14 protein-coding genes are annotated in these 15,304 nt (G+C 72.9%); 11 read left to right on the top strand and 3 right to left on the bottom strand.

Features of this window, described 5'->3' with window-relative positions; genetic code table 11:
• The first annotated feature begins 17 nt into the window (after positions 1 to 17).
• Positions 18 to 515 (top strand): DUF29 domain-containing protein, encoded by a 498-nt coding sequence (locus A5481_RS21380; protein ID WP_048434772.1) that lies wholly within the window; start codon positions 18 to 20, stop codon positions 513 to 515.
• Positions 516 to 522: 7 nt separating this feature from the next.
• Positions 523 to 2,424 (top strand): cobaltochelatase subunit CobT, encoded by a 1,902-nt coding sequence (gene cobT, locus A5481_RS21385; RefSeq protein WP_048434773.1) that lies wholly within the window; start codon positions 523 to 525, stop codon positions 2,422 to 2,424.
• A gap of 139 nt (positions 2,425 to 2,563) precedes the next feature.
• Here cobT and rpmB read toward each other — a convergent pair whose 3' ends face one another.
• Positions 2,564 to 2,854: a 50S ribosomal protein L28 gene (gene rpmB, locus A5481_RS21390; RefSeq protein WP_048434774.1), complete on the bottom strand. Its 291-nt coding sequence runs from the start codon at positions 2,852 to 2,854 to the stop codon at positions 2,564 to 2,566.
• A gap of 288 nt (positions 2,855 to 3,142) precedes the next feature.
• Between rpmB and A5481_RS21395 the strand changes: the two genes are divergently transcribed.
• The 7 genes from A5481_RS21395 (at position 3,143) to A5481_RS21425 (ending at position 11,091) form a co-directional block, all read left to right on the top strand.
• Positions 3,143 to 4,090: a DUF3108 domain-containing protein gene (locus A5481_RS21395; RefSeq protein WP_048434775.1), complete on the top strand. Its 948-nt coding sequence runs from the start codon at positions 3,143 to 3,145 to the stop codon at positions 4,088 to 4,090.
• 21 nt (positions 4,091 to 4,111) lie between these two features.
• On the top strand, positions 4,112 to 4,435 hold the full coding sequence (locus tag A5481_RS21400) for a hypothetical protein (protein ID WP_048434776.1): 324 nt from the start codon (positions 4,112 to 4,114) through the stop codon (positions 4,433 to 4,435).
• Positions 4,436 to 4,524: 89 nt separating this feature from the next.
• Positions 4,525 to 8,034: a helicase-related protein gene (locus A5481_RS21405; protein ID WP_048434777.1), complete on the top strand. Its 3,510-nt coding sequence runs from the start codon at positions 4,525 to 4,527 to the stop codon at positions 8,032 to 8,034.
• Between the two features lie 6 nt (positions 8,035 to 8,040).
• Positions 8,041 to 8,343, top strand: a complete 303-nt coding sequence (locus A5481_RS21410) for an RNA-binding S4 domain-containing protein (protein ID WP_048434778.1) — start codon at positions 8,041 to 8,043, stop codon at positions 8,341 to 8,343.
• Positions 8,344 to 8,517: 174 nt separating this feature from the next.
• Positions 8,518 to 8,856, top strand: a complete 339-nt coding sequence (gene fdxA, locus A5481_RS21415; protein ID WP_048434779.1) for a ferredoxin FdxA — start codon at positions 8,518 to 8,520, stop codon at positions 8,854 to 8,856.
• Between the two features lie 479 nt (positions 8,857 to 9,335).
• Positions 9,336 to 9,929, top strand: coding sequence for a CarD family transcriptional regulator (locus A5481_RS21420; protein WP_048434780.1), 594 nt, complete (start codon positions 9,336 to 9,338; stop codon positions 9,927 to 9,929).
• 283 nt (positions 9,930 to 10,212) lie between these two features.
• A complete protein-coding gene (locus A5481_RS21425; RefSeq protein ID WP_048434781.1) occupies positions 10,213 to 11,091 on the top strand; it encodes an RNA polymerase factor sigma-32 in 879 nt (292 codons plus the stop codon).
• Between the two features lie 200 nt (positions 11,092 to 11,291).
• Here the strand turns inward: A5481_RS21425 and A5481_RS21430 are convergent, their stop codons facing one another.
• On the bottom strand, positions 11,292 to 11,975 hold the full coding sequence (locus A5481_RS21430) for a 4'-phosphopantetheinyl transferase family protein (RefSeq protein ID WP_064504287.1): 684 nt from the start codon (positions 11,973 to 11,975) through the stop codon (positions 11,292 to 11,294).
• A gap of 49 nt (positions 11,976 to 12,024) precedes the next feature.
• Positions 12,025 to 12,987: a LysR family transcriptional regulator gene (locus A5481_RS21435; RefSeq protein WP_048435726.1), complete on the bottom strand. Its 963-nt coding sequence runs from the start codon at positions 12,985 to 12,987 to the stop codon at positions 12,025 to 12,027.
• A gap of 325 nt (positions 12,988 to 13,312) precedes the next feature.
• On the opposite strand from A5481_RS21435, the gene argJ reads away from it, so the two are divergent.
• On the top strand, positions 13,313 to 14,554 hold the full coding sequence (argJ, locus tag A5481_RS21440; protein WP_048435725.1) for a bifunctional glutamate N-acetyltransferase/amino-acid acetyltransferase ArgJ: 1,242 nt from the start codon (positions 13,313 to 13,315) through the stop codon (positions 14,552 to 14,554).
• A complete protein-coding gene (locus A5481_RS21445; RefSeq protein ID WP_082173310.1) occupies positions 14,551 to 15,294 on the top strand; it encodes an SIMPL domain-containing protein in 744 nt (247 codons plus the stop codon). The genes argJ and A5481_RS21445 overlap by 4 nt, the downstream gene beginning before the upstream one ends.
• Positions 15,295 to 15,304 lie beyond the last annotated feature (10 nt).

Raw genomic sequence — 15,304 nt, forward strand, 5'->3', positions numbered from 1 at the left:
CTCAAGGGAGATCCCCGATGGCGGACCCGGTCTTGAGCGAGCTGCGTTCCGACGAAGCGCCGCCGTCGCGGGACCGGGCCCGCTATGAGGATGACCTCTATGCCTGGGCGCTCGAACAGGCGAGGCTGCTTCGCGCCGGCTGCCTCGACACGGTCGATGCGGAGCACGTCGCCGAGGAGCTGGAGAGCTTGGGTAGAAGCGAGTTCGCCAAGCTGCGCAGTTGCCTGCGTGTGCTCGTGATGCACATGCTCAAATGGGACCAGCAGCCGGAGCATCGCACGGCGAGCTGGATCTTCTCGATCAACGAGCAGCGGCGGCGCTACCGTGACGTGCTGGCGGACAATCCAAGCCTTCGGCCCCGCCGAGATGAGGCGTTGCAGCGCTGCTACCCAGACGCGCGCGATTGGGCCAGCAACGAGACGCATATCCCGTCCGACGAATTTCCGCGCACCTGCCCCTACACCTGGGACGACCTCCTGGATCGCCCCTTCGACTTCGACTCGCTGAAGAAGTAGCCTCGCCATGTCCATCTCCAACCGCAAGCCCGGCGAGAAGCGCGAGTCCGTCGCAGAGCCGCTGAAGCGCTCGGTGGCCGGGACGCTGCGGGCGATCGCCCGCAAGGCCGAGATCGAGGTCACCTTCGCGACCGACCGGCCGGCGCTCACCGGCGACAAGGCGCGCCTGCCCGAGCCGCCGCGCAAGCTCAGCCCCGGCGACGTCGCGATCCTGCGCGGCCACGCCGATTCGATGGCGCTCCGCCTCGCCTGCCACGACAACGCCGTCCACCGCCGCCTCGCACCCGAGAACGCCGCCGCCCGCGCGGTCTACGACGCCGTCGAGCAGGCCCGCGTCGAGGCGATCGGCTCGCGCCGGATGGCGGGGGTCGCCGGCAACCTCACGGCGATGCTGGAGGACCGCTACCACCGCGGCGGCAAGTACGAGGAGATCACCGACCGGGCCGACGCCCCGCTCGAGGACGCCGTCGCCCTGATGGTGCGCGAGCGCCTGACCGGGCAGGCACCGCCCCAGGCGGCGCAGCGCATCGTCGGGCTGTGGCGCGAGTTCATCGAGGACCGGGCCGGGCGCAACCTCGACGGGCTGACGGGCACCATCGAGGACCAGCGCGCCTTCGCCCGCTCGGTGCGCGACCTGCTCTCCTCCCTCGACATGGCGGACGAGGCCCCCCTCGACCCCGACGACGAGGAGAACGACGACGAGAACGAGGCCGAGTCCGACGAGCAGCAGGCCGGCGAGGGCGAGGCCGAGCAGCAGAGCCAGGGCGACCGGGCCGAGATGGAGGTCTCGGACGAGGCCTCCGACGAGATCGAGGAGGGCGCCACCGAGGCCGCCGACGCGCCGTCCGGCGAGCTGCCGGAGGATGCCGAGGACGCCGATTCGGAGGAGGCCTCCGAGTCGTGGCGCCCGCCCGGCCCGCGGGCGAACGAGCCCCGCGGCCCGGACTACAAGGTGTTCTCGCAGAAATACGACGAGGTCATCCACGCCGAGGACCTCTGCGACGCCGACGAGCTGGCGCGCCTGCGCTCGTACCTCGACAAGCAGCTCGCCCACCTGCAGGGCGTGGTCGGGCGCCTGGCGAACCGCCTGCAGCGCCGCCTGCTGGCGCAGCAGAACCGCGCCTGGGAATTCGACCTCGAGGAGGGCCAGCTCGACCCGGCCCGCCTCGTGCGCGTCGTGATCGACCCCCATCAGCCGCTCTCGTTCAAGCACGAGAAGGACACCAACTTCCGCGACACGGTCGTCACCCTGCTCCTCGACAATTCGGGCTCGATGCGCGGCCGGCCGATCACGGTCGCGGCGACCTGCGCCGACATCCTCGCCCGCACGCTCGAGCGCTGCGGCGTCAAGGTCGAGATCCTCGGCTTCACCACGCGGGCCTGGAAGGGCGGCCAGTCGCGCGAGGCGTGGCTGCAATCGGGCAAGCCGCCGACCCCGGGGCGCCTCAACGACCTGCGCCACATCGTCTACAAGTCGGCCGACGCGCCGTGGCGCCGGGCACGCAAGAACCTCGGCCTGATGATGCGCGAGGGCCTGCTCAAGGAGAACATCGACGGCGAGGCCCTGGACTGGGCCCACAAGCGCCTGCTCGGCCGGCCCGAGCAGCGCCGCATCCTGATGGTGATCTCCGACGGCGCCCCGGTCGACGACTCGACCCTGTCGGTCAATCCGGGCAACTACCTCGAGCGCCACCTGCGCTACGTGATCGACGAGATCGAGACCCGCTCGCCGGTGGAGCTGCTCGCCATCGGCATCGGCCACGACGTCACCCGCTACTACCGCCGGGCCGTCACCATCATCGACGCCGAGGAGCTCGGCGGTGTGATGACCGAGAAGCTGGCCGAATTGTTCGACGAGGATGGCGGCCCGGCGCCGATGCGCCGGATGGCGGCGGGCGGGCGGCGGTAGCGCCGCCCTCCTCCCGGGTCGCGAGGCGGCGCCGGGGCCTTTCGCCGATACGAAAAACCCCCGGATGCGCCTGCGGCGCCCGGGGGTTTTTCGCGATCGTGCTTGGCCAGGGAGGTGCGGAGCACCCCCCTTCCGGAAATCAGGCCGCCTCGGCGAGCTTCTTCTCGATCTCGCGCTTCAGCAGGCGGGCGTTCTGCGACAGGTCGGTCTCGCCGGCCTTGATCAGGAACGCATCGAGGCCGCCGCGGTGCTCGACCGAGCGCAGGGCGTTCGCCGAGACGCGCAGGCGCACCGAGCGGCCGAGCGTGTCGGAGAGGAGCGTGACGTTGCACAGGTTCGGCAGGAACCGGCGCTTGGTCTTGCGGTTCGAGTGGCTCACGAGGTGGCCGGTGAGCACCCCCTTACCGGTGAGCTCGCAGCGACGCGACATGGTCTGTATCCTCAACTGGTCTTCGTTCGGCGAGGGACCACGCAACGCGAGAGCCGGGCGTGCTGCGCACCCCGGCAAGAACCGGACCCCGCGAAGTCCCTGGAAAGCACGCGCCTATAGAGGCGGAAGGCGGGTCTCGTCAAGGTGCGGGTGCCGGAACGGCCGCCGGTCCGCCCTCCCCGGCCGCCGCGGCCCGAGACGATCCGTTAACCCTAACCGCGTCACGATAGGGCCAGATTTCCCCCGCTTCATCGGTGGCGGGCGACGGTGATCGAGATCGGTTCCCCCATGTGTTCCATGGTCCTGCGTTCCAAGGCCCTCCTTTCGCTCGCCCTCGCGGCGGGGCTCGCCCTTCCGGCCGGCGAGGCGAATACGGCCCAGGCCGCGCGGAGCCGCGCCCCGAAGGCCGGCGAGACCTCCGTCACGGTCGATTACGGCATCATGCTGGCCGGCGTGCCGATCGGCAGCGCCCAGGTGACCGGCTCGGTGGAGGGCCCGCGCTACACCATGGACGTCAGCGCCCGCCTGACCGGCCTCGTCGGGGCGATCACCGGCGGCTACGGCTCGGGCCGGGCGAGCGGCACGGTGGCGGCCCGGCCGGTCCCGGCGGCCTTCGCGCTCGCCTCCCACAGCGCCAGCGCCTCCATCACCGTGCGCATGGCGCTCGCCCGCGGCAACGTGGTCGCCTCCGACATCGCGCCCCCGCTGGTGCCCGACCCCGAGCGGGTCACGGTGAGCGAGGTCCACAAGCGCGGCATCATCGATCCGGTGAGCGCCCTGATGATGCCGGCGCAAGGACGCGGCGAGCTCGTCGACCCGCAGAACTGCAACCGCACCATCCCGGTCTTCGACGGCGCGAGCCGGTTCAACGTCGTGCTGAGCTACGGCGAGACCCGCAGCATCCAGAAGCCCGGCTATGCCGGCCCGATCCTGGTCTGCAACGCCCGCTACCAGCCGATCGCCGGCCACCGGCCCGACCGGCCGGGGGTGAAGTTCATGGAGGAGAACACCGAGATGTCGGTGTGGCTCGCCCCCGTCGAGGGCGCGCGGGTGCTGCTGCCGCTGCGGATCGCGGTGCGGACCCAGCTCGGCCTCAACATCATCGAGGCGACCCGCTGGTCGCAGAGCGGCCAGGGCGCGCAAGCCTCCCAGGGGGCGCAGGCCGCGCAAGGCGTGCAGACCACGCCCGAGGCGGGGGCGCAGGCCGCCGCGCAGGCTCCCCGGGACGGGCGCTGACGGGCCATGCGGGGACGGTCGATGCGCGCCCCCCTCCTCGCCGGCCTTCTCGCCCTGGCGCCGCTCCCGGCGCCGGCCGGCGAGATCCAGAACGGACCCGATTGCGGCGGGAACGCCTATTCCTCGGCGACGATCGGCGCGACGCCGCCCGGCCCGCTCACCGCAATGCCCGAGACGCTCTGCGCCGACCTGGAGCAGGGCCGGGCCTCCGGCACCCGCATCGAGATCATCGCGCCCGGCCTCGCCCCGCCGGACCCGTATGGCGATCGGGCCGGTCCCGCCCCATATGGGACGAGGCCGCTGCTCGGGCCACGGCCGCGGGGCGGCCGTGACCCGGAGCGCTGAAGGGGTCGCTGCGACGATCCCGGCGCCGGGATCGGGATGACGCGGCGGCCGCGCCCGGAGCCCGCCCCGAGGATCGCAAGCCCATCCCGATGACGCGCCGTTCCCTCTCACCGCAGGCCCGCTTGCGCGGCGCCACGGCGGTGCTCGGTCCCACCAATACCGGCAAGACCCACCTCGCCATCGAGCGGATGCTCGGCCACCCGACCGGCATGATCGGCCTGCCGCTGCGCCTGCTCGCCCGCGAGGTCTATCACCGCGTCGTCGAGCGGGTCGGCCCCGAGCGGGTCGCCCTCGTCACCGGCGAGGAGAAGATCAAGCCGAACCGGCCGAGCTATTGGATCTGCACCGCCGAGGCGATGCCGCGGGACACGCCCGTGGACTTCGTCGGCATCGACGAGATCCAGCTCGGCGCCGACCGCGACCGCGGCCACACCTTCACCGACCGCCTGCTGCACCAGCGCGGCCGCGAGGAGACGCTGCTGATCGGCTCGGCCACGATGGAGCCGCTGGTCCAGTCGCTGATCCCGGGCATCCACGTCACCACCCGGCCGCGCCTGTCGCAGCTGAGCTTCGCCGGCAGCCGCAAGCTCTCGCGCCTGCCCCATCGCAGCGCCATCGTGGCGTTCTCGGCCGAGGAGGTCTACGCCATCGCCGAGCTGCTGCGGCGCCAGCGCGGCGGCGCGGCGGTGGTGCTCGGCGCGCTGTCGCCGCGCACCCGCAACGCCCAGGTCGAGCTCTACCAGTCCGGCGAGGTCGACTACCTGGTGGCGACCGACGCGGTCGGCATGGGCCTCAACCTCGACGTCGACCACGTCGCCTTCGCGTCGAACCGCAAGTACGACGGCACGCGCTTTCGCGACCTCTCCCCGTCCGAGATGGCGCAGATCGCCGGACGGGCCGGGCGCCACCTGCGCGACGGCACCTTCGGCACCACCGGCCGCTGCCCGCCGATGGAGGCCGAGATGGTCGAGGCGCTGGAGGGGCACACCTTCGAGCCGCTGCGGATGCTGCAGTGGCGCAACCCCGACCTCGACTTCGCCTCGGTCGATGCGCTCCGCCGCAGCCTCGGCGAGCACCCGACCGAGCGCGGCCTGACCCGGGCGCCGACCGGCGACGACGAGGCCGCCCTCGACCTCCTGGCCAAGGAGGACGACATCCGCGACTACGCGACCTCGCGCAGTGCCGTCGAGCGGCTCTGGGCGGTCTGCGGCGTGCCGGACTACCGAAAGTCGGCGATCCAGACCCATGCCGACCTCATCGCCCAGCTGTTCCGCTTCCTGATGCGCGGCATGGCCGGGCGGATCCCGGTCGACTGGTTTGCCCAGCACGTGGCGATGGTCGACCGCACCGACGGCGACATCGACGCCCTGTCCCAGCGCATCGCCCACGTGCGGACATGGACCTTCGTGGCGAACCGTCCCGACTGGCTTGCCGACCCGGAGCATTGGCAGGGCGAGACACGTCGGGTAGAGGACAGGCTGTCCGACGCCCTGCACGAGCGGCTGGCGAGTCGTTTCGTCGATCGGCGCACCAGCGTGCTGATGCGGCGCCTGAGAGAGAATACCATGTTGGAAGCTGAGATCACCGCGGGCGGCGACGTGACGGTCGAGGGCCAGCACGTCGGCCATCTGCACGGATTCCAGTTCGTGCCGGATCCCGGTGCCGAGGGCCAGGAAGCCAAGACCCTGCGCAGCGCCGCCGAGAAGGCACTGGCGAGCGAGATCGAGGCGCGGGCCGACCGGTTCGCCGCCGCGGCCGATGCGGCGCTGGTGCTCTCGAACGACGGCACGATCCGCTGGACGGGCCACCCGGTCGCGAAGCTCGTGCCGGGCGAGAAGCTCTACGCCCCGGGCCTGCGGCTCCTCGCCGACGAGCAGCTCACGGGCCCGGCCCGCGAGAAGGTCGAGACCCGGCTGAACGCCTGGCTCAAGGCCCACATCGTGCGCCTGCTCGGCCCGGCCCTCGAGCTCGAGACCGCCGCCGACCTGACGGGCCTCGCCCGCGGCATCGGCTTCCAGGTCGCGGAATCCCTCGGCGTGCTGGAGCGCGCCAAGGTGCTCAACGAGATGCGCAGCCTCGACCAGGAGGGCCGCGCGGCCCTGCGCAAGCACGGGGTGCGCTTCGGCGCCTACCACATCACCATGCCGGCGCTCCTGAAGCCCGCGCCCCGCACGCTCGCGGCGCAGCTCTGGGCGCTCCATAACGGCGGCCTCGACCAGCGCGGCCTCGACGAGATCGCGCATCTCGCCGGCTCCGGCCGCACCTCGATGCCGGTCGATCCCGAGATCGCCAAGGGCCTCTACCGCGCCGCCGGCTTCCGGGTCTGCGGCGGCCGGGCGGTGCGCGTCGACATCCTCGAGCGCCTGGCCGACCTGATCCGCCCGGCGATCGCCTACGTGCCCGGCACCACCCCGGGCGAACCGCCTCCGGGCAGCGCCGACAAGGACGGCTTCGTGCCGACCGTCGGCATGACCTCGCTCGTCGGCTGCTCGGGCGAGGATTTCGCCTCGATCCTGAAGTCGCTCGGCTACGTCGTCGACCGGCGGCCCGGCCCGGCGATCACCGTCCCGCTGCGCCCGTCCGCCCCGACCGTGCCGGTGCAGCCGAAGGCGGCCGAGGGCGCCGAGGCCCAGGAGTCGCAAGCCCAGGAATCGCAAGCCCAGGAGTCGCACGCCGAGGAATCGGGCGAGGCCGGCGAGACCGAAGTCGCAACCGACGGCGAGGACCGGCAGGCCGAGACCGCGAGCGCCGCCGAGCCCGAGGGCGTGACCGCCGAGGCCGCCGCTTCGGACGAGGCCCCGGCCGAGGAAGCGCCGGCTCAGGAAGCGCCGGCTCACGAAGCCGCGGCGGACGAAGCCCCGGCCGAGCCCGCTCCGATGGTGGAAGCCTCGCCGGCCGAGGCCCACAGCGCCGCGCATTCCGATGAGACCGTCGAGGCGGCACCGGCCGAGGGCGGCGAGGCCGTCGCCGCGGCGTCCGACGAGGCCGCCCCCGAAGCCACGGACGCTCCGGCGGAGACGGCCGAGGACGGCGCCGCCCAATCCGGCGAGCCGGCCGCCCCGGCCGAGCCGATCGTCATCGAGGTGTGGCGGATGCACCGCCACCAGCGCAGCCACACGCCGCGCCACCAGGGCCGCGGCCGGCCCGAGGGTCAGGGCCAGCGGGACGGGCAGCGCGGCGACCGCTCGCGCGGCGGCACGCGCCCGGAGGGCGGCGAGGGCGCACCGGCCGAGCAGCGCGCGCACCGCTCCGGGCCGCGCGACGGCCAGCGCTGGGGCGACCGGCGTCCCGCCGACAACCGCCCCGCCGGCGAGGGGCGGCCCGAGCACCGCTTCGAGGGCCGCGGCGGCGAGAACCGGGGTGGAGAGAACCGCGGTGGCGAGGGACGCCGCGACGGGCGTCCCCCGCGCGGGCCGCATCCGGGCGGGCGCGACGGCGGTCGTCCGCCGCAGGACCGGCGCGACGGCGCCCCTCGCAACGGCGGGATGCACGAGGCCCGGCCGCCCCGGCGCGAGCGCGCCCCGGACCCGGATTCGCCCTTCGCCAAGCTCCTCGCCCTCAAGGCGCAGATGGAGTCGCGGGACGGCGACAAGCGCTGACCGACGATGCGCGCGGACCGGCAACGCCTCGACAAGTGGCTGTGGTTCGCGCGCTTCGCCAAGACGCGCTCGCTGGCGGCGCGGCTGATCGAGGACGGCTTCGTGCGGGTGAACGGCCAGCGCGCCGACGCCCCGTCCAAGGCCGTGGCGGTGGGCGACGTGATCACCGTCGCGGCCCAGCACGTCACGGCGGCGGTGCGGGTGGTCGACCTCGGCGCGCGCCGGGGGCCCGCGCCGGAAGCCCGGCTGCTCTATGCCGATCTCTCGGCCGAATCCCCGGCGGGCGTACCGCCGGACGAGGCCGGGTGATCGACCGTCCCGCGGCGCCGGCCAAAGCGTGACGCGAAGGCGACGCTTCCCGTCTACGCGACGCCGTCACCCACGGGGCGGCTTGCATGGCCGCCCGCCCGGGTCTAAGGCCCGCCTCACACGCCCGGGCGCCGCGCGAGCGCCCTTGTCCCGCCTTCGAGGTTGCACCGGCCCATGACCTACGTCGTCACCGACAACTGCATCAAGTGCAAGTACATGGACTGCGTGGAAGTGTGTCCGGTCGACTGCTTCTACGAAGGCGAGAACATGCTCGTCATCCAGCCGGACGAGTGCATCGATTGCGGCGTCTGCGAGCCGGAATGCCCGGCCGAGGCGATCAAGCCCGACACCGAGCCGGGCCTCGAGAGCTGGCTGAAGCTGAACGCCGATATGGCGAAGAGCTGGCCCAACATCACCCAGAAGAAGGCCGCGCCGTCCGACGCCAAGGAGTGGGACGGCAAGCCGGGCAAGCTCGAGGCGCATTTCTCCGCCAATCCGGGCTCGGGCGACTGAGGCTCCGGGAAGGGATGGCCGACGATCCGCCACCGGATCGCGGCCGGCCGGTCCCTGCCGGGGTCCGGATCCGCCCGCTCGCGATCCCTGCCGGGATCGCATGGCGGCTCTGCGATCGCTCCGTCAAGCTGGTGAAACATGGTGCAAGGTGCCCGCGCAGCCATGCCGGGTGCCTGAATTTTTTTGATTTTAAAGCCTCTTCGTGCTAGGTTCCAGATCGCCGTCGCTTACGTCCGACGTGCGGCCTCCGTCCACCGACCGGGAATTTTTCGATGGGACGAGGCGGCATGCGATCAGCCGAGGTGGATCTTATGCGGTCCGCAGCGCGTTCGGACGTTCCTTAGCTATGGTTTGACAGGGACTGGCGGGCGCCCCTCGGGTCGTCCGGCAGGCGCGTATTTTTCGCCGGGCGCCCTGACCCGGATGAACGATCCGGTCGCGGACATTGCCGCGAACGGTGACCTGGAGGCCACCCCCGCATGACGACCGCCAAGAAGACGACAGCCGCCCGGCAGGGCTTCAAGACCGGCGAAGCGATCGTGTATCCGGCTCACGGCGTCGGCCGCATCACGGCCATCGAGGAGCAGGAGATCGCCGGCTACAAGCTCGAGCTGTTCGTGGTGTCGTTCGAGAAGGACAAGATGGTCCTGCGGGTCCCGACCGCCAAGGCGAACTCGGTCGGCATGCGCAAGCTCGCCGAGCCCGAGCTGGTCAAGAAGGCGCTCGACGTGCTCACCGGCCGCGCCCGGGTGAAGCGCACGATGTGGTCGCGCCGGGCCCAGGAATACGAGGCGAAGATCAATTCCGGCGACCTGATCGCCGTCACCGAGGTGGTGCGCGACCTCTTCCGGTCCGACGCCCAGCCCGAGCAGTCCTACTCCGAGCGCCAGCTCTACGAGGCGGCCCTGGATCGCGTGGTGCGCGAGATCGCGGCGGTCAACCGCATCACCGACACCGAGTCGCTCAAGCTCATCGAGCAGAGCCTCGCCAAGTCGCCGCGCCGCGCCAAGGGCGCCGAGGCCGAGGCGGAAGCCGACGGCGAGGACATCCAGGACGAGGCCGAGGCCGCCTGAGGCGCCCCTGCCCTCACCGGCCCTATCCTCTTCCAGACGACCGAGAGCCCGGCCCTGCGCCGGGCTTTCGCATGTCCAGCCTCCTTTCGCCGTAAGACCCCACCCTCGATCGGCGATCGCCGCGCCCACGAGGGAATCGCACCGCCGAGGATTTTTTCGCGCTGCGGGAACCGATGGGGTGGTCGCGCCGTTGTCGCAGGCCTTGCGGTGTAACGGACGCGCGCCCTGCTGTGCCCCGGCCTCATCGCGACACACAACGCTCACCATAGCGGCGGAGGCGGGGATGGCGGAAATCGCAGGCATACGTCGGCAGTTCGTGCGAGTTGCGATGGATGCCCCCTTCCTCGAGAGGGAGGAGGAGCGCGGCCTCGCGGTGCGCTGGAAGGACGAGCGCGACGAGCAGGCCCTGCACCGTCTGATCGCCGCCCACATGCGGCTCGTGATCGCCCTCGCCGGCCGCTTCCGGCATTACGGCCTGCCGATGGCCGACCTCGTCCAGGAAGGCCATGTCGGCCTGATGGAGGCCGCCGCCCGCTTCGAGCCGGAGCGGGACGTGCGCTTCTCGACCTACGCGACGTGGTGGATCCGGGCCTCGATCCAGGATTACATCTTGCGCAACTGGTCGATCGTGCGCGGCGGCACCTCCTCGGCCCAGAAGGCGCTGTTCTTCAATCTCCGCCGCCTGCGCGCCCGCCTGATGCAATCGACCGACGAGCGCGTCGGCGACGAGATCCACCGCCGCATAGCCACTGCCATCGGCGTCTCCCGCGAGGACGTCGCGCTGATGGATGCGCGCCTGTCCGGCCCGGACATGTCCCTGAACGCCCCGGTGGGCGACGACGGCGACGCCTCGGCGGAGCGGGTCGACTTCCTGGTCGATACCTCGCCCCTGCCGGACGAGACCGTGTCGGACGCCGTCGACGGCGAGCGGCGCCTGACCTGGCTGCGCCAGGCCCTCACCGTCCTCTCCGAGCGCGAGCTGCGCATCCTGCACGAGCGGCGCCTCGCCGAGGACCAAGCCACCCTCGAGGCGCTGGGCCACCGCCTCGGCATCTCGAAGGAGCGCGTGCGCCAGATCGAGAACCGCGCCCTCGAGAAGCTCCGCCGTGCCCTGGCCGAGCGCTTCCCGCAATCGAATGCTGGCATGAACGCCTACGTCTGAGGGGCGGCCGGCGCTTCCGCCGTCCAGTCCACGCATCCATCCCGCCCGAAAGGGCGAGCGCAGCGGGCCCCGAAGCAGGGCTCCGGCGGCCTCGGGGCCGACCGGAGCCCTGCTTCGGGGCCCGCTGCGTTTCGCGCCACAAGTGAACCTGCGACGGGGCGAGCGCGCCGTCGGGGCGGCGGCTTCGGTCGCGCGGCGACTCAGCCCGCGACCACGACCGTCACCGCCACCCCCTCCCCCACCGCCCAGGCGAACCGCGCCCCGTCGGCGAGCAGCCGGGATTCCGCCCGCAAGGCCAGCCCGGCCCGCTTCAGGCGCCAGGCCGCCCCGTCCGGGCTCGGCCGGACGGTGTGCGGCTCGGCGATCAGGCCCTCGCCGGTCGCCTTCAGGAACGCTTCCTTGACCGACCACCATTCCAGCGCCCGGCGCGGCCGGGCACCGGCCGGCAGGGTGCGATACGCGGCGAGCTCGCCCGGATGCAGGAAGACCGGCGCGATGCCGTCCCAATCCACCGGACGACCCGCGGCCTCGACGTCGACCCCGATCCGGCCCACCGTCGAGAGCCCGACCGCGACCCAGCCGCCGCCGTGGCTGAGATTGAGGTCGAGGCCGGGCTGCCCGGGCAGGAACGGCCGGTCGCCCTCGTCGCGCGCGAGCGCGATTCCCGCCGGATCGCGGCCGAGCCGGGGCGCGAGTAGGTGGCGCAGCAGCCCGTGCGCCGCCGCGCGTTCCAGCCGGTCCTGCGGCTGCCGGAAGCGGGCGATGCGCGCGGCCTCGCCCGGCGGCAGGAGGAGGCGCGCGGCCGGCAGGCGGAGAACCGCGGCGACCGGCGCCGCCACCGCCAGCGCGCCGCCGGCAAAGACCAGATCCGCGAGTTCGTTCATCCACAGCCCCGTCCGCTGCTGGAGCTAGAACACGGCCGGGCGCCGGGCGTCACGCCTCCTGCAGGTCGAACAGCTCGGCGAGCTCAGCCTCGTCCAGGGCGAGGCCGCGGGGCATCAGCTGCTCGGCGAGCCGGCGCGACGCGAAGGCGATGAAGCTGCGGGTCTTGGCCGGCAGCAGCCGCGAGGTCGTGACGATGAAGACCGGGCTCGGCGTGCCCTGCCACTCCGGCAGCACCCGTTCGAGGCGGCCGGCGTCGACGTCCTCCTCGACGTCGATCGCCTGCAGAAGGGCGATGCCCTGCCCCGAGAGAGCGAAGCGCCGCGCCATGCCCTGGCTGTTGCTCGAGACCGGGCTGCCGACCGTGACCGAGACCGCCTCCTCGTCGCGCTCCAGCGCCCAGGCGCTCGACGCGGTCGGCGGCCCGATCACCACCGCCCGGTGCTTCGCCAGCGCGGCCGGGGCCTCGGGCCGCCCCTCCCGGTCGAGGTAAGCGGGCGCCGCGAACAGGCCGTTCTCGAGCTGCCCGACCTTGCGGGTGATCATCGAGGTCTCCCGCGGCGCGCCGACGGCGAGCGCGAGGTCGTAGCCCTCCTGGGCGAGGTCGACGAGCTGGGGCCAGAGATCGAGATGGACCCGTACCTGCGCGTGGCGGTGCGAGAACTCCGCCGCGACCGCCGAGAGATGGCGCACCACCCACGGATCCGGCGGCGCCGCGATCTTGAGGAGCCCGCTCGGCCCCTTGGCCTGCGCGATCAGCTCGTCGAAGGTGCGCTGGGCCTCCTCCACCAGCCGGGTCGCCTGCTCGTAATAGGCCTCGCCGTGCGGGGTCAGGACGAGCTTGCGGGTCGTGCGGTCGAGCAGCCGCAGGCCGATCGAGGTTTCGAACTGGGTGATGCGCCGGGAGAGGGAGGAGATCGGGACGTCGAGCGCCGCAGCGGCCTGGCTGAAGCTTTTCCGTTTCGCGACCTCGACGAAGAGCGCCATGTCGCGAAGGACTTGCGGGTGGGCCAAACGGAAACCTCCGGACGAGGGACGGTGACGCGCCGGATCGCGCGTTCGCCTCTGATCCTCTAGATAATAAGGTGCAACTCTAGATAAGGAAACTCCGGAGCGCCCCTGCGTCAGCCGTCCGGTGGAAAACAGTTTGTCGCCGGGCCGCCCCCAGGGCACCGCCTGTCCGGAGCGCCGAAGCCGGACTTTTCAACCCGGACATGCACAACCGCTCACACAACCGCTGCCGCGGCCGGGCGCCGTCGCGGTTGACGCAGGGCGCCTTCGCGGGGCAACACCGCGGCGCCGACGCGGACGACGCGGCGTCGGCGGACCGGAGCCCCGCATGTCTCATCCCGTCTCGCCGCTCGCGCCCAAGCACCAGCCCGCCCTGCCGCCGATCGCCGGCGTGCGCCTCGCCACCGCGCAGGCCGGCATCCGTTACCGCGGCCGCACCGACGTGCTGCTGGTCCTGCTCGATCCCGGCACCCGGGCCGCCGGGGTCTTCACCCGCTCGAAATGCCCCTCGGCGGCGGTCGACTGGTGCCGCGAGACCCTGGCCGGCGGCCGGGAGGCCCGGGCGCTCGTGGTCAATTCCGGCAACGCCAACGCCTTCACGGGTCTCAAGGGCCGCGAATCGGTGCGGCTGACCGCCGAGATCGCCGGCAAGGCGGCGGCTTGCGCCCCCGGCGAGGTCTTCATCGCCTCGACGGGCGTGATCGGCGAGCCCCTCGACGCCACCAAGTTCGACGGCGTGCTCGCCGACTGCGCCGGCCGCACCGGCCCCGATGCCGAGCGCTGGACCGAGGCCGCCAGCGCCATCATGACCACCGACACCTTCCCGAAGCTCGCCACCCGCCGGGTGCGGCTCGGCGGGGCCGAGGTGACGATCAACGGCATCGCCAAGGGCGCCGGCATGATCGCCCCCGACATGGCGACGATGCTGTCCTTCGTGTTCACCGATGCCGACCTGCCGGCGCAGGTGCTGCAGGCGCTGCTCGCCCGGGGCGTGGCGAAGAGCTTCAACTGCTGCACGGTCGACGGCGACACCTCGACCTCCGACACCCTGATGCTGTTCGCCACCGGCAAGGCCGGCAACGCGCCGGTGGCCTCGGCCGATGATCCGGCGCTCGCCGGCTTTGCGGAGGCGCTCGACGACCTCCTGTGCGAGCTCGCCCAGCTGGTCGCCCGCGACGGCGAGGGTGCGCGCAAGTTCGTCACCGTCGAGGTCGGCGGCGCGGCCGACGACGCCTCGGCCCACCGCATCGCGATGTCGATCGCCAACTCGCCGCTGGTGAAGACCGCGGTGGCGGGCGAGGACGCCAATTGGGGCCGGGTGGTGATGGCGGTCGGCAAGGCCGGCGAGCCGGCCGACCGCGACCGGCTGGCGATCTGGTTCGGCGACGTGCGCGTCGCCGTCGAGGGCGCCCGCGACCCCGGCTACGACGAGGCGGCGGCCTCGGCGGCGATGCGCGGCGACGCGGTGCGGATCGCGGTCGATCTCGGTCTCGGGGCCGGCACCGCCCGGGTCTGGACCTGCGACCTCACCAAGGCCTACGTCGAGATCAACGGGGATTACCGCTCGTGAGGGCGTCCGCGGGCCTCCTGGCCGCGGGGCTCCTGGCCCTCCTCCTGGCCGGACCCGTCCTCCCGGCGGAGCCGGCCTCGGCGGCCGGCGAGGCGCCCGGGCGGATCAGCGTGATCGGCCGGGCGAGCCGGGAGGTCGCCCCCGACTTCGCCACCGTGGAGGTGGCGGTCGAGAGCCGCGGGGCGACGCCCGCGGCGGCCCTCGACCAGAACTCGGCCGCCGCCCGCAAGGTGGCGGAGCTCGCCGGCGAGTTCGGCATCAAGGGGCCGGACCTCGCCACCGCCGCGGTCTCGCTGCGTCCCCTCGCCAAGACCGTGCGCGACCCCGGCGGCGAGATGCGGGACGTGCCCGACGGCTACCAGGCGACCAACGCGGTCAGCCTGCGGGTGCGCGACCTCACGCGCCTCGGCGCCCTGATGCGGCGCATGATCGACGGCGGGGCCGACCGGATCGGCGGCGTGAGCTTCGGCCTCGCCGATCCCGGCCAGGCCGAGAACGCGGTCCGGGCCGACGCGGTGCGCGACGCCCGGCGCCAGGCCGAGACCCTGGCGGAGGCCGCCGGCACGCGGCTCGGCCGCATCGAGAGCCTCGTCTCGCCGCCGCGGGAGGGGGCCGCGGTGCCGATGCACGCGCGCAGCTTCGCCGCCAAGGCCGCGCCCGGCGGCGTCGCCGTCCCGATCGAGCCCGGCACCCTCACGGTCGAGGCCGTCGTCGAGGCCACGTACCAGGCCGCGCCCTGACGGGCGCGCC

The sequence above is a fragment of the Methylobacterium platani genome (genome assembly GCF_001653715.1).
GTDB classification, from domain to species: domain Bacteria; phylum Pseudomonadota; class Alphaproteobacteria; order Rhizobiales; family Beijerinckiaceae; genus Methylobacterium; species Methylobacterium platani.